This is a genomic window from Methylobacterium sp. 142-1Y (genome assembly GCF_057747795.1).
Window position 1 is genome coordinate 4,264,592 of record NZ_CM173224.1, and the last position, 13,132, is coordinate 4,277,723.

Genomic DNA, 13,132 nt, shown 5'->3' on the forward strand with positions numbered 1-13,132 from the left:
CGGTGAAGAGTGATTCAAGGCTGCTTTTTGGAGGGGCGCCTTGGGAGTTCTGGACCGTCTTGTTCTCGCCGATGCCCAGTGGGAGCGGCTGGCTCCTCTGATCATCGGCCGGCCGGATCAACGCGGCTCGACCGGGCGTGACAACCGGATGTTCGTGGAGGGCGTGCTCTGGATTGTGCGCACCGGCGCGCCGTGGCGCGACCTGCCCGAGGTGTTCGGCGACTGGAACAGCGTGTTCCGCCGCTTCAGTCGCTGGAGCCAGAAAGGCGTGTGGTGGCGCATCTTCGAGGCGATGGCCGATGATCCTGACTTCGAGTACCTGATCGTCGACTCCACGATCGTGCGCGCTCACCAACATGCGGCGGGCGCGAAAAAAGGGGGTCTGATGATCCACCCGATCAGGCGCTGGGCCGGTCCCGCGGCGGCCTGAGCACCAAGATCCACCTCGTCGTACGCGGCCTTGGCTGTCCGGTCCGGTTTGCCCTCACGGCGGGCCAGAAGGGCGATGCGCCCCAGGCCGAGGCGCTGCTGGCGGATCTCCCCGCTGCGGTGGTCCTGGCTGATGCGGCCTACGACAGTAATCGGCTGCGCGAGGCGATTGCCGGCAAGGGCGCGACGGCCGTGATCCCGAACAATCCCTCACGCGCCAAGAAGTACGAACTCGACACGGCACTCTATACCGAGAGGCACCTGATTGAATGCTGCTTCTCCAAGCTCAAACAGTTCCGGCGTGTCGCCACACGCTACGAGAAGACAGCTCGCAACTACGCCGCCGTGGTCACTATCGCCGCTATCGTACTATGGCTCAGGTAACTGTCCACACCGCCTAGAGCATTTTCCGACGAAGTGGAAACCGGTTCGTCGCAGAAAATGCGGCATAACAAGGACTTAGAGAGCTTCGCGATTGCGCCGCGATCGTGAAGCGCTCTAAGGCCCGCGCCCTTGGCTGTTGGTCGGCCTCGCTTCGGGACTGGCTTGATGCTCTATTGCGGGCAACAGGCCGGCGCCCGATCGATCGGCGCGGTACACCGACGGGAGTGAACCGATGCGCCGCCTCGCCCTTGCTGTCCTCGTCCTGATGGCAGGCCCGGCCGCCGCCGAGCAGGACATGCTGCTCGGCGCCGACATGGCCTCCCCGGCGATGACGAAGGCCGAGATGAGCCGGGCCGACATCGAGGCGCTGATCGCCAGGGGTGGGCCGGTCGATCTCTCGGGCAAGGCTCTGTCCGGCCTCGACCTCTCCGGCCTCGACCTGCACGGCGCCAACCTGCGCACCGCGCGCCTGAACAAGGCCAGCTTGCGCGGCACCGACCTCACTGGTGCCAACCTCGAGCAATCCTGGTTCCTGAAGGCGGATCTCTCCGGCGCCAAGCTCGCGGGCGCGCGGATGTTCGGCATCATGGCGCGCGACGCGAATTTCAGCGGCGCCGATCTCAGCCAGGCGATCCCGATCGGCGATTTCCGGAACGCCAACCTGAGCGGGGCGAACCTCGCCGGCCTGAAGGGCGGGGCCGACCTCAAGAACCAGTCGATGGGCCTGATGCGGACGGTGTTTACCTCGGTGAACCTCACCGGCGCCACCCTGCGCGGCGCCGATCTCGGCCGCGCCCGGCTCGACTATGCCGATCTGCGCGGCGCCGACCTCACCGACGCGGTGCTGACGGGGGCCGATCTGTCGGGGGCGAACCTGACCGGCGCGAATGTGGCGGGGGCGGAGTTCAAGAATGCCGACGTGGCGGGCGCGCGGCTCGTCGATCTGAAGGGCGAGGATCGGGCCAGGGACTGGGCGGCGCGGGTGAATGCGGAGCGGGCGATCACGCGGGCGAGCCGGTAACCTCGATATTGGCCGCCGCCATGCGCCGCGACATAAGAAGCGGCGGCCGACCCGCTCGGCCGCGACGAGAGGATGTTTTAGCCATGCGCCGCACCCGCGCCCTCTGGGCCGCCTGCCTGCTCCTCCTCGCGGCCCCGGCCTCGGCCGCCGAACCCACCACGGTCTTTGCCGCGGCGAGCCTGAAGAACGCCCTCGACGAGGCCGGCAAGGCCTTCGCGGCGGAGAGCGGCATCCCGGTGCGGGCGAGCTACGCCGCCTCCTCGGCGCTGGCGCGCCAGATCGAGCAGGGCGCGCCGGCCGATCTCTTCGCCTCGGCCGATCTCGAATGGATGGACTACCTCGCCGCCCGCAAGCTGATCCGGCCCGAGACCCGGGTGAACCTGCTGGCCAACCGCCTGGTGGTGGTTGCGCCCAAGGATGCCAGGGTGACCGAGGCGACGTTCACGCCGGACTGGTTTTCCCGGACGCTCGGTCCCGACGGGCGGCTCGCCACCGGCGAGGTCAACTCGGTGCCGATCGGCAAATACGCCAAGGCGGCGTTCGAGACACTGGGCCTGTGGGCGCAGGTGCAGCCGCGGCTCGCCCAGGCCGACAACGTGCGGGCGGCTTTGGCGCTGGTCTCCCGCGGCGAGGCGCCGCTTGGCGTCGTCTACGAGAGCGACGCGAGGTCGGATCCGGGCGTGAAGGTGGTGGGGGTCTTTCCCGAAGGCAGCCACCCGCCGGTGGTCTATCCGTTCGCGGTCACGGCCGAGGCGAAGGGCGACGGTGGCGCGCGCTTCCTCGCCTATCTGCGGAGCAAGGCCGCAAGGCGCTTCTTCGAGGCGCAGGGCTTCACGATGATCGGGGAGGGGGCGTCGCAATGACGATTCCACACCTCAGGGCCTGTCCGATCGGCGAGGCTCGCCACGCATGCGTCTCTTTCTCCCCATTCGCGACCTCATCCTGAGGTGCGACTGAAAGGAGCCTCGAAGGAGGGCTCCAGTTCGCTCAAAGATTTCTGGAGCCCTCCTTCGAGGTCAGTCGATCGATGATCGACTGAGAGCCTGTTTGACGTGAAGGGTAATTTCTTCCCATTCTCGACCTCATCCTGAGGTGTCAGTCCATCAACGATGGACTGACCTCGAAGGAGGCCTCCAGAAGCCTGCGCGATCCCTGGAGCCCTCCTTCGAGGTCAGCCGATCTTCGATCGGCTAACACCTCAGGATGAGGTTGTGGGCTGGAAGAAGAAGTCCTCTGCAGCAGTCACATCATAATCAAACAAGCTCTGACACCTCAGGATGAGGTGGAGGATGGGAGATCTCGGACTTTATCCAAGTTTCTGCGGACAAAGCCGATTGAACGGCGCCCTCACGCCAGCTGAAACCCGAAGGCGAGGGGGTCGCGCTCGTCGACCAGGATGGTGTTGTGCCCGATCACCCGGGCCCAGCCGCCGATGCTCGGGCGGATGGCGGCGCGCCCGCCGACCTCCGCCTGGCTCTCGACTCGGCCGTGGAACAGCGTGCCGATGATGCTCTCGTGCACGAAGTCGTCGCCGACCTTGAGCAGGCCCTTGGCGACGCGCTGTGCCATCCGGGCCGAGGTGCCGGTGCCGCAGGGCGAGCGGTCGATGCCTTTGTCGCCGTAGAACACGGCGTTGCGGGCGTGCGCCTCCGGGTGCTTCGGGCGGTCGGCCCACATGACGTGGCTCAGGCCCTGGATGCGCGGATCCTCCGGGTGGACCGGGGCGACGGCCCGGTGCACCGCCTCGCGCACCAGCGGGCTCAGGGTCAGGATCTCGGCGGAGGTCATGCCGTCGAGGCCGGCCCAGCCGGGCTGCGGCTCGACGATGGCGTAGAAGTTGCCGCCATAGGACACGTCGACGGTGAGCGGCCCGAGCCCCGGCACCTCGACCCGGACATCGGCGGCGTGCAGGTAGCTCGGGATGTTGTAGAGCCGGACCTCGTCGATGAAGCGGCCGTTGCGGCGATACTCGACCTCGACCTTGCCGGCCGGGACTTCGAGCGACAGGTGCCCCTCGACGCGCGGCACCACGAAGCCCTGCTCCAGGGCCACCGTGACGGTGCCGATGGTGCCGTGGCCGCACATCGGCAGGCAGCCCGAGACCTCTATGAACAGCACGCCGAGTTCGCAATCCTCCCGCGACGGCGGATAGAGGATCGAGCCCGACATCGCGTCGTGGCCGCGCGGCTCGAACATCAGGGCCCGGCGCACCCAGTCGTGCTCGGCGACGAAGATCTGCCGCTTCTCGCCCATGGACACGTTGGGCAGGACCGGGCCGCCGCCGGCGACCACCCGCACCGGGTTGCCGCAGGTATGGGCGTCGACGCAGAGGAAGGTGTGCGGGTGCATGGCGCGGGCGGTCTCCGGGAGAGGCGCGGACGCCCCCTTCGTCGCAGAATTCGCCGCGCCGTCAACGCGGCACGGCCACGGTCGAGGACCGCACTCTCATCCCGGCCCGGCGCCGGGCCAGATGACGCACAGGCAGAGACACGACCCAGGGCAACCCGGCGGCGTCTCGCGACGTTCTCGGGATCATGGCGCGGCCCCGTGGCGGGCCCGCTCGGCTGCGGCCTGGAAAGCTGCCCGATCGCGACGCGGTCGGATGCCGATCCAGGCCCTGGAGTTTGCCGCATCGTCCGACCGGCCGGTCTCCGCGTCGTCGGGCGGTGCCCCCAGAGAGGAGGTTGCCGATGATGGACAATATCGTTCAGGGTTTCACGCAGTTCCGCGAGCAGGTGTTTCCGAGCCAGCGTTCCGTCTATCAGCGCCTCGTCCATGACGGCCAGAAGCCGAAGGCCCTGGTGATCTCCTGCGCCGATTCCCGCGTCGTGCCGGAGCTGATCACCCAGGCGGGCCCGGGCGAATTGTTCGTCACCCGCAACGTCGGCAACATCGTGCCGCCCTTCGCCACCATGCTGGGCGGCGTGACCGCGGCGGTCGAGTACGCCGTGATGGCGCTCGGCGTGCGCGACATCGTGATCTGCGGCCACTCCGATTGCGGCGCCATGAAGGGCCTGCTCACCCCGGGCCTCGCGGAAAAAATGCCGAATGTCGGCGCCTGGCTGCGCCATGGCGAGGCGGCCCGCAAGATCGTCTGCGACGCCTATCCGGACGATATCGACGACAAGCGCCGCCTGCACGCCCTGGCGATGGAGAACGTGCTGGTGCAGCTCAACCACCTGCGCACCCACCCGGCGGTGGCGAGCGCCCTCGCCGCCGGCCAGCTCACCCTGCACGGCTGGCTGTTCGAGATCGAGACCGGCCACCTCCTGGTCTATGACGGTGAGGCCGGGCGCTTCGTGGTCCTGGCCGAGGAGGACGATCTGCCGGTGGCCGAGTCCTCGGCCGCGCCGCGGCTCGCCGCCGCCGGCGTCGGGACGCCCGAGGTCCGGGCGGCCGAGTAGAGCTTCGATTGACAGGCGAGGCGCGGCGGGAGAGGAACCCGGCATGGCCGATTTCCGACCCGACCGCTCCCGCGACGCCGCCTTCGCGTGGATCGCCGCCGCCGCCACCCTGGCGACGATCCTCGTGGCCCATGTCGCGCCGGCCCGCGGGCCTGCGCCGCACCCCGTCGCCGTGTCGCCGGCCGAGGATCCCGGCTGCCGCGAATGGACCGATTCGTGCCGCGTGTGCACCCGCGGTGCCGACGGGGTCCATTGCTCGACGCCCGGCTTCGCCTGCCAGCGCGAGGCCCTGCGCTGCACCGGTCGCTGACGCTCCGGCACGGCATCGACCTCGGTTCGTGGGGTCGGCTCCGTGGGCTCGGCTCCGTCGGCTCGGCGCCGGCCAACCGGTCAGGCAACTTTGGCGACCTCCGTCATCGACGGTCGCGTCCCGACGGGATCTCCGATCTCCGCCAGGGCATAGCCGTTCCGCCCCCGGCTCTTGGCCCGGTAGAGCGCCTGGTCGGCCGCCGTAAACAGCGCGGGCCGGGACCGGGCGGCGCCCACGTCCTTCAGCGCGACCCCGATGCTGACCGTGACGACCCCCGTCCCATCCGGGCGGCCGGGATGGGGGATGGCCAGCGCCTCGACGGCGCGCACCAGGGCGGCGGCGCACCGGGCCGCCTCCGGCGCCCCGGCATCCCGCAGCACGACGGTGAATTCCTCGCCGCCGAAGCGGGCGGCCAGGATCTCGGGCCACATCCCGGTTTCCGGCACGAAGGTGGCGAACAGGGCCGCCACCCGGCGCAGGCAGGCATCGCCCTCCGGATGCCCCAACGTGTCGTTGAACGGCTTGAAGTGATCGATGTCGATCATCATCAGGGCGACGGCGCGCTCGTCGCCGAGCCAGTCCTGCACGCGCTCGTCGAGGGCGCGGCGGTTGGGCAGGCCGGTGAGGGCATCGGTATGCGACAGGCTCTGATAGCGCTCGCGCTCGGACTCCGCCGCCTCGGAGGCGGTTCGCGCGGCCAGCGTCCGGAGATATTCGCGGCATCGTTGCCGCTCCATCCGGTAATTGGCGTAGAGCGCGAACGTGCCGCCGGTGACGAACTGCACCGACAGGCCGAGCCGCAGGTTCGGATCGAGGCCCGACTTGGTGGCGAGGGCCAGCATCGCGCCGACGAAGGCCAGGCCGGTGAAGGCGAGGGCGTGCCGGAAGCGCAGGGCCAGCAGCATGTTCCCGAAGACGATCGCCAGGACCGACGTGTGGAACGTGTAGCTGCCGAGCGGGGCCGTCGTCAGCCAGAACAGCAGGATCGGCACCGCGGCGGCTCCGATCATCCCGAGAAGGGCGAGCCCTTCGCGCCGGGCCGGCCCGACGCGCCGGATCAGCCAGGCCAGCACGAGGGAGACCGGCGTGATCACCAGCAGGTGGCAGACGACGCTCAGCGCGAAGAGATCGGGCGTCAGCCACAGGTTGGTGAGGTTGTCGACGTTGTAGATGACGACGCCGAACAGGACGATCTGGCACAAGGCGACGGCACGCTCCCGGCCATGCTCCGCTTCGTACCGCGCGTCCGTGTGCGGATCGAAGCGCAGCAGCCCGTCCAGGCGGCCGGTCTCGTCGGGCGGTGCGGGACATCCGGCGGCCAAGGTCGAACCCTCCTATGCCGCGTCTGCCACAGCGCCTCCTGTCCTTAGGTGAGGATGGCCTACCCGTTCCTTAACGTTGCGACACGGTAAATCCGGGCGCGTCTTCGATACCAGTATTGTCGTACTAATCCGTCAGTCCGGGCGGGGCCGAGGCGGCGATGCGCCGCCCCTCGCGACCGGGCGCGCCGCCGGGCGTCATCCGCCCTCGCGGCCATAGACGTCCTCGATGCGGATGATGTCGTCCTCGCCGGTATAGCTGCCGACCTGGACCTCGATCAGCTCGAGCGGGATCTTGCCCGGATTGGCCAGCCGGTGCACGCAGCCGATCGGCAGGTAGGCCGCCTCGTTCTCGTGCACGAGGCGCACGACCCCGTCGACCGTGACCTCGGCGGTGCCGCGCACCACCACCCAGTGCTCGGCGCGGTGATGGTGCTTCTGCAGCGACAGCCGGCCGCCCGGCTTCACGGTGATCCGCTTCACCTGGAAGCGCGACCCGATGTCGATGCGCTGGTAGGAGCCCCAGGGCCGGTACATCAGCCGGTGGGCATCCGCCTCCGGCTCAGCCCGACGCCGCAGGGCCTCGACCAGGCCCTTCACCTCCGCCCCGGCGCTGCGGTTCGTCACCAGCACCGCGTCGTCGGTCGTCACCACCACCACGTCGTCGAGGCCGACCACCGTGGTCAGGATCTCGCCCGAGGCGTGGACCAGGCTGTTGCGGGTGTCCCGCACCGCGACCCTTCCGCGGAGCGCATTGCCGTCGGCGTCCCGGGGCGAGACCTCCCACAGGGCGCCCCAGGTGCCGATATCCGACCACGGGAAGCTCACCGGCAGCACGCCGGCCCGGGCGGTCCGCTCCATCACCGCGTAATCGATCGAGATCTGCGGCGCGCGGGCGAACGCCTCCTCGCCGAGGCGCACGAAGTCGAGGTCGCGGGTGGCGGTCTCGAACGCCGCCTTCGCCGCCGCGAGCACCGCCGGGGCCTGGGCCGCGAGCTCGTCCAGCATCACGTCGGCGCGGAACAGGAAGTAGCCGCCGTTCCACAGGGCGCCCTCGGCGATCAGGCCGGCGGCGCGGGCGGCGTCCGGCTTCTCCAGGAACCGCTCGACGACCCGCGCGCCGTCCGCGCCGGCCTCGCCCGGGAGGGAGGCGCCCGGCTGGATGTAGCCGTAGGCGGTGGCCGGCTGCGTCGGCGCGATGCCGAGCGTCATGATGTGCCCGGCCCGGGCCCCGGCCCGGGCGGCCCGGGCGGCCGCGACGAAGGCCGCGTCGTCCCCGACCGCGTGGTCGGCGGCGAGGATCAGCACCAGGCCTTGCGGATCGCGGGCGGCGGCGTGGAGCGCCGCGACGGCGACCGCCGGGGCGGAATCGCGCCGGCACGGTTCGAGCAGGATGTCGGCGGCGACGCCGCCCTGCGCGAGCTGCTCGGCGACGAGGAAGCGGGCGTCGTTGGCGGTGATGACCGCCGGGCGGGCGAAGGTGGCGGGGTCGGAGAGCCGCGCGGCGGTGGCCTGGAACGACGAGCGCCCGGACTCGGCGAGCGGGATGAACTGCTTGGGGAAGCTCTCCCGGGAGGCCGGCCATAGCCGCGTCCCCGATCCGCCGCACAGGATCACCGGGTGGATCAGGTCGCCAGCATCGGACATGGTCGGGCTCCGGGCCGTGAACGGCCGAGGGGGACGGCTCGAAAAACAGGGGCTTCGCGGCCGATGGCCGTGCGGATCTCGGGAGACCGGGCAGGCCGCCGCGCGCGAGGCCGGATCAGGTTGCGGAGTTTGCCACGCCGATCAAGCGACTCGAAAGGGGAGGGGCCCGCCACTTCCGGCCGTCCCGCCGGAAAGTCGCGCCGCATGGTTTCGCGGACGCGAATGCCGCGCCTCCGCTGGCGGAGGAGTGCCGCATCGCTGCCATGCCCCCGCGCGCCTTGCGGGTGCGGCGGGCCTGCGTCACTCCTCGGCGCCGTTGCCGGCCGCCTTCCCGCGAGAGCCGGCCCCTCGGGATGACCATGGCGAGCAGCGCGAGCGGCGGGGCGACCAAGCCCGAGACGATCCGGCCCGAATCCGGCTGGGCCGGGCCCGGCTTCGTCGAGTTCGTCGCCCTGATGGCCCTGATGATGGGCCTGACCGCGGTCACCATCGACAGCTTCCTGCCGGCCTTCCCGGCGATCCAGCGCGACTTCGCGATCCAGGACCCCAACCGGCTGCAGCTCCTGGTCTACGTCTACATGCTGGGCTTCGGGACCGCCCAGCTCGTCTACGGCCCGGTCTCGGACGGGACCGGGCGGCGCCCGGCCCTGATCGCCGGCATCGGCATCTACCTCGCCGGCAGCGTGCTCGCCATGCTGGCGCCGAGCTTCGAGGTGCTGCTGCTGGCCCGCGCGATCCAGGGCGTCGGGGGAGCGGCGGGCCGCGTCCTCGCGGTGGCGATCGTGCGCGACCGCTACGAGGGCCGCGACATGGCCCGGGTGATGTCGTTCTGCATGATGGTCTTCCTCATCGTGCCGATTCTTGCCCCCTCGCTCGGCAGCCTCGTCCTGTTCGCCGGCAGCTGGCGGATGATCTTCGGCCTGATGCTGGCGCTGGCGCTCGTCACCCTGGCGTGGTTCGGCACGCGCCTGCCCGAGACCCTGCATCCGGCCTTCCGCCGGCCGGTCTCGGCCCGGGCGATCGGATCGGGCATCGCCGTCACGGTGCGGACCCGGGCTTCCCTCGGCTACGCCACCGCGCTCGGCCTCACCACCGGCTGCATCATGGGCTATGTCGGCTCGGCGCAGGCCGTCTTCGATACCGGCCTCTACCATCTCGGGCCCCTGTTCCCGGTCGCCTTCGCGCTGATCGCCGGGGCGATGGGTGTCGCGACGCTGATCAATGCCCGCCTCGTGCGCCGCCTCGGCATGCGGCGGCTGGCCCATGGCGGCACGCTCGGGCTGTTCCTCGCCGCCTGCCTGCAACTCGCGCTGGTCCTGGCCTTCGCCGGGACGCCGCCGCTCTGGCTGCTGATCGTCACCCTGGCGGCGTGCCAGTTCCTGATGAGCTTCGCGATGCCGAACTTCAACGCCCTGGCGATGGAGCCGCTCGCGGCGATCGCCGGGACCGCCTCGTCGTTCATCGGCTTCTACACCACGCTGCTGGCGGCCTTCTGCGGCCTCCTCGTCGGCCAGTCCTTCGACGGGACCGTGACGCCGCTGGCGCTCGGCTATTGCGCCCTGAGCGGGCTGTCCCTCGCCACCGTGCTGTGGACCGAGCGCGGCCGGCTGTTCTGAGCGGACTGGCGTCGGCAGGCCGACGCTTCGCCCGTTCAGGCTCTTGCCGTGTCGCAGATTTTCGGCGCCGAACCGGTAACCACTTCGGCGAAATCCGCGGAGGTGCGGGGTCCGGTAGAACCCCCTTAACCGGTCCCGCGCCACCGTCCGCCCATTCGACGAGGGGCTCGGGATGGCTGCGCGCAACGACGGAATCCTGCTCGCCGGGCGGCTCCTGCTCGCCTCCGCCCTGCTGCCGGCGGCGATCGGGCGGGCGCTCAACCCCTCGGGCTTCGCCTTGACGCTGGCGGCGACCGGGATGCCCTACCCGAACGCCGTCGCGACGGCCTCGGTGGTGATCGGGATCTTCGGCCCGCTCCTCCTCGCGCTCGGGCTGCTGCCGCGCCTCGTCGGCCTCGGCCTCGCGCTCCACGCGGTGGTGGCGGGCTTGCTGCTGCACCGGTTCTGGGAGTTCTCCGGCGCCGTCGCCCGGGTCGAGCAGGAACTCTTTCTCGCCCAGCTCGGCCTTGCCGCGGGCTTCGTGCTCTACGCCGTGACCGGTCCGGGCGGCTGGAGCTGGCAGGGCTGGTGGCACGGGGGCGAGCGCGGCACGGCGCCGGCGGCCAGGGTCCCGGCCCCCAAGGACTCTGCCCCCAAGGACTCGGCCCCCAAGGACTCGGCCTCGAAACCGCCCCGCAAGCGGGCCGCCGCGCCCCGCGGGCCCCGCCCGGCCAAGGCCGCGGCCTGACGGCGCGTGGGAGCGAGGAACTGGCGGCGGCGGTCAGGCCGACAGCCGCCGCTCCTCGGCGAGGTGTGCATCGGCGTAGCGGCCGGAGATGTCGCAGGCGACCCCGATCAGCCGGGTGCGGCCGTCGGAGGACGTCATCAGGCTGCCGCGGGCCGAGATCCAGCGCACGCCGTCCTCGTGGGCGATGCGGTACTGCGCGTCGTAGGTGCCCTCGCCCCGCAGGGCGGGTTCGAGACTGGCGAGGACGATGGGGAGGTCCTCCGGCAACACCATCGCCAGGAACAGCTCGTCGAGCGATCCCTTCGTCACGCCCATCAGGCTGGTGCCGAAATCCGAGCAGGTGACCTCCCGGGTCGCCAGGTCGATGTCCCAGGTCATCATCCCGGCCGCCGAGATGGCGAGGCGAAGCCGCTCCTCGCTGGTGCGCAGGGCCTCGGCGGCGCGGACCTGCTCGTCGATATCGGCCATGGTGCCGACCCATTCGCGGATCGTTCCCTCGGCGCTCTCGAGCGGGACCGCGCGGCCGAGCATCCAGCGATACTCCCCGTTCCGGTGGCGCACCCGATAGGTGGCGTCCAGCGGCGTGCCGCTCTGGCAGCAGGCCCGCCACAGGGCCTCGACCGCGGCGCGGTCGTCCGGATGCAGGGCGGCGAGCCAGCCGAAACCCTGCAACTCGGCATCGCCGAGGCCGGTCCGTGCGCTCAGGCCGAAGGTCTGGATCAGGCTGCCGTCCGGGCCGGAGCGCCACTCCACCGCCGCGCTCGCCTCCACCAGGGCGCGGTAGCGCTGCTCGCTCTCCTGCCTGCCGTCCTCCGCCTCCTGCCGACTGGCCGGCACGGGCGATCCCTGGGCCGGGGCGACCTGCCGGAAGCTCGGCTCGTAGCGGCCCAGCGGCAGGTCGATGCGCACCTCGAGCGGGCAGGCGGCATCGGCATAGATCTGCTGCAACACCTGGCGCAGGCGCCGGGCCTCGACCCGCACGATCGCATCCGTCGCCGGATCGAAGCTGCTCGAGCGGCCGAGGGCATCGGTCGCGATGGTGTAGGACTTGAGCAGGCTGCCGCGTCCCGCCAGGCTCTCGCGCACGACATAGGCCAGGAAGGCGGAGAGCTGGGGCGACTTCTTCAAGGGCGGCAGGTTGAGCAGAGCGTCCAGGGTCGCGCTGATGGTCTCCGTTCCAATCGCTTCCCGATCCATCACTCGTTCCCGTCGCGTTCCGTCGCGCGGGTGCACGCCATCACGCCGCGTTCGCACAACCTGCCGGCGAAGCGATCAGTTGTCGTCGCCTCCCCAACACATGGTGAAGGCATACAAAAGCACGCTCCAGTGTCAAGATCAAAACCATTCTAAGAAGCTAACCCAAGGGCAGTATCGGCGAAGAGCGCCGGCGCTATTGGGGGAGGTCGAGGCCGGGGCAGCGCCGATTCGGGAGGTCAAGAGCGAGCATTCGACGAAAGGTCAATGCGCCCAAATCGCAGCACCGCCGATGATATAGTGTTGCAAAGCTCCGGCCCGCAGGTCTTTTCCGGATCGGCATGGCGTGCGGGCCGGCCGGGATCAATCCGCCAGCAGACGTGCGCCGACCACCGCCGCCGCGGCCCGGTTCTGCACCCCGAGGCTGCGTAGCAGCGCCGCCATGTGGACCTTGACGGTGCCTTCGCCGAGCTGGAGCCGCCGGGCGATCTCTTTGTTCGACCGGCCTTCGACCAGGAGGGCGAGCACGTCGCGCTGGCGCGGCGTCAGGTCGGGAATGCGGAGCTGGCGCCCGTCCTGCCGTCCCTCGAACCGTCCGTCCGGTCGTCCGTCGAAGGCGGGGCCCCGTGCCTCGAGCGCCGGGCGCGGGCCCGCCCCGTCGAGCACCGCCAGGGAGGCCGGCACGAAGATCTGGCCCTCGAGGACCATGCCCACCGCCCGGGTCAGCTCGGACGAGCCGATCCCCTTGGGGATGTAGCCGTGGACCCCGACCTCGAGGGCGGTGAGGATCTTGTTGCGCTCGGTGGAGGCCGAGACCACCGCCACCTTCACCGCCGGGAAGCACTCGCGCACCGCGCTCAGGCTCCCGGGGCCCTCCATGCCGGGCATCGCCAGGTCGAACAGCGCCAGGGTCACGGCGCCCCGGCGGGTCGAGAGCTGGTCGAGGGCGGCGTCCAGGGAGCCGGTCTCGACGACCTCGGAAAAGCCGAAGCTGCGGGTCAGGATCGCCACCACGGCGAGGCGGAAGAAGTCGTCGTCATCCGCGATCAGGGCGACTGGCGGAGTCGGGTGGGTCATACCG

The 13,132-nt window shown here is 70.6% G+C and carries 11 protein-coding genes and 1 pseudogene; 7 read left to right on the forward strand and 5 right to left on the reverse strand.

Annotation, left to right across the window (positions count from 1 at the left end):
- The first annotated feature begins 40 nt into the window (after window positions 1-40).
- The 3 genes and pseudogenes from AC3AOF_RS19470 (at window position 41) to modA (ending at window position 2,697) form a co-directional block, all read left to right on the forward strand.
- Window positions 41-813 (forward strand): annotated as a pseudogene (locus tag AC3AOF_RS19470) (IS5 family transposase).
- A 232-nt stretch (window positions 814-1,045) separates the two neighbouring features.
- Entirely contained in the window at window positions 1,046-1,834 is a 789-nt protein-coding gene (locus AC3AOF_RS19475) for a pentapeptide repeat-containing protein (protein ID WP_236989319.1), read from the forward strand.
- An 83-nt stretch (window positions 1,835-1,917) separates the two neighbouring features.
- The gene (modA, locus tag AC3AOF_RS19480; protein WP_236989318.1) at window positions 1,918-2,697 is read left to right on the forward strand and encodes a molybdate ABC transporter substrate-binding protein; all 780 of its coding nucleotides are present in this window, start codon (window positions 1,918-1,920) and stop codon (window positions 2,695-2,697) included.
- Between the two features lie 484 nt (window positions 2,698-3,181).
- On the opposite strand, the gene AC3AOF_RS19485 is transcribed toward modA, so the two are convergent.
- Window positions 3,182-4,183, reverse strand: a complete 1,002-nt coding sequence (locus AC3AOF_RS19485; RefSeq protein ID WP_236989317.1) for a 4-hydroxyproline epimerase — start codon at window positions 4,181-4,183, stop codon at window positions 3,182-3,184.
- A 344-nt stretch (window positions 4,184-4,527) separates the two neighbouring features.
- Here AC3AOF_RS19485 and AC3AOF_RS19490 point away from each other — a divergent pair, with 344 nt between their 5' ends.
- Window positions 4,528-5,238, forward strand: coding sequence for a carbonic anhydrase (locus tag AC3AOF_RS19490; protein WP_236992740.1), 711 nt, complete (start codon window positions 4,528-4,530; stop codon window positions 5,236-5,238).
- Window positions 5,239-5,281: 43 nt separating this feature from the next.
- A complete protein-coding gene (locus AC3AOF_RS19495; protein WP_488346236.1) occupies window positions 5,282-5,548 on the forward strand; it encodes a hypothetical protein in 267 nt (88 codons plus the stop codon).
- A gap of 80 nt (window positions 5,549-5,628) precedes the next feature.
- Here AC3AOF_RS19495 and AC3AOF_RS19500 read toward each other — a convergent pair whose 3' ends face one another.
- Window positions 5,629-6,870 (reverse strand): GGDEF domain-containing protein, encoded by a 1,242-nt coding sequence (locus tag AC3AOF_RS19500; protein ID WP_488346237.1) that lies wholly within the window; start codon window positions 6,868-6,870, stop codon window positions 5,629-5,631.
- Between the two features lie 195 nt (window positions 6,871-7,065).
- Window positions 7,066-8,514 carry a mannose-1-phosphate guanylyltransferase/mannose-6-phosphate isomerase gene (locus AC3AOF_RS19505; protein ID WP_488346238.1) on the reverse strand — a complete coding sequence of 483 codons (1,449 nt, stop codon included), beginning with the start codon at window positions 8,512-8,514 and terminating at the stop codon, window positions 7,066-7,068.
- Window positions 8,515-8,873: 359 nt separating this feature from the next.
- On the opposite strand from AC3AOF_RS19505, the gene AC3AOF_RS19510 reads away from it, so the two are divergent.
- Both AC3AOF_RS19510 and AC3AOF_RS19515 read left to right on the forward strand, forming a co-directional pair.
- On the forward strand, window positions 8,874-10,130 hold the full coding sequence (locus AC3AOF_RS19510; protein WP_488346239.1) for a multidrug effflux MFS transporter: 1,257 nt from the start codon (window positions 8,874-8,876) through the stop codon (window positions 10,128-10,130).
- A gap of 172 nt (window positions 10,131-10,302) precedes the next feature.
- Window positions 10,303-10,857, forward strand: coding sequence for a DoxX family membrane protein (locus AC3AOF_RS19515; protein WP_236989311.1), 555 nt, complete (start codon window positions 10,303-10,305; stop codon window positions 10,855-10,857).
- Between the two features lie 33 nt (window positions 10,858-10,890).
- Here AC3AOF_RS19515 and AC3AOF_RS19520 read toward each other — a convergent pair whose 3' ends face one another.
- Window positions 10,891-12,054, reverse strand: a complete 1,164-nt coding sequence (locus AC3AOF_RS19520; RefSeq protein WP_488346240.1) for a PAS domain-containing protein — start codon at window positions 12,052-12,054, stop codon at window positions 10,891-10,893.
- A 360-nt stretch (window positions 12,055-12,414) separates the two neighbouring features.
- Complete coding sequence (locus tag AC3AOF_RS19525; protein ID WP_236989308.1) at window positions 12,415-13,128, reverse strand: response regulator; 714 nt, start codon at window positions 13,126-13,128, stop codon at window positions 12,415-12,417.
- Window positions 13,129-13,132: the final 4 nt, after the last annotated feature.

Bases quoted from the DNA above. Each gene is read 5' to 3' on its own strand.
- AC3AOF_RS19490 (WP_236992740.1), top strand. From the start codon at position 4,528: ATGGACAATATCGTTCAGGGTTTCACGCAGTTCCGCGAGCAGGTGTTT.
- AC3AOF_RS19520 (WP_488346240.1), bottom strand. From the start codon at position 12,054: ATGGATCGGGAAGCGATTGGAACGGAGACCATCAGCGCGACCCTGGAC.
- AC3AOF_RS19505 (WP_488346238.1), bottom strand. From the start codon at position 8,514: ATGTCCGATGCTGGCGACCTGATCCACCCGGTGATCCTGTGCGGCGGA.
- AC3AOF_RS19475 (WP_236989319.1), top strand. From the start codon at position 1,046: ATGCGCCGCCTCGCCCTTGCTGTCCTCGTCCTGATGGCAGGCCCGGCC.
- AC3AOF_RS19515 (WP_236989311.1), top strand. From the start codon at position 10,303: ATGGCTGCGCGCAACGACGGAATCCTGCTCGCCGGGCGGCTCCTGCTC.
- modA (WP_236989318.1), top strand. From the start codon at position 1,918: ATGCGCCGCACCCGCGCCCTCTGGGCCGCCTGCCTGCTCCTCCTCGCG.
- AC3AOF_RS19485 (WP_236989317.1), bottom strand. From the start codon at position 4,183: ATGCACCCGCACACCTTCCTCTGCGTCGACGCCCATACCTGCGGCAAC.
- AC3AOF_RS19495 (WP_488346236.1), top strand. From the start codon at position 5,282: ATGGCCGATTTCCGACCCGACCGCTCCCGCGACGCCGCCTTCGCGTGG.
- AC3AOF_RS19525 (WP_236989308.1), bottom strand. From the start codon at position 13,128: ATGACCCACCCGACTCCGCCAGTCGCCCTGATCGCGGATGACGACGAC.
- AC3AOF_RS19510 (WP_488346239.1), top strand. From the start codon at position 8,874: ATGGCGAGCAGCGCGAGCGGCGGGGCGACCAAGCCCGAGACGATCCGG.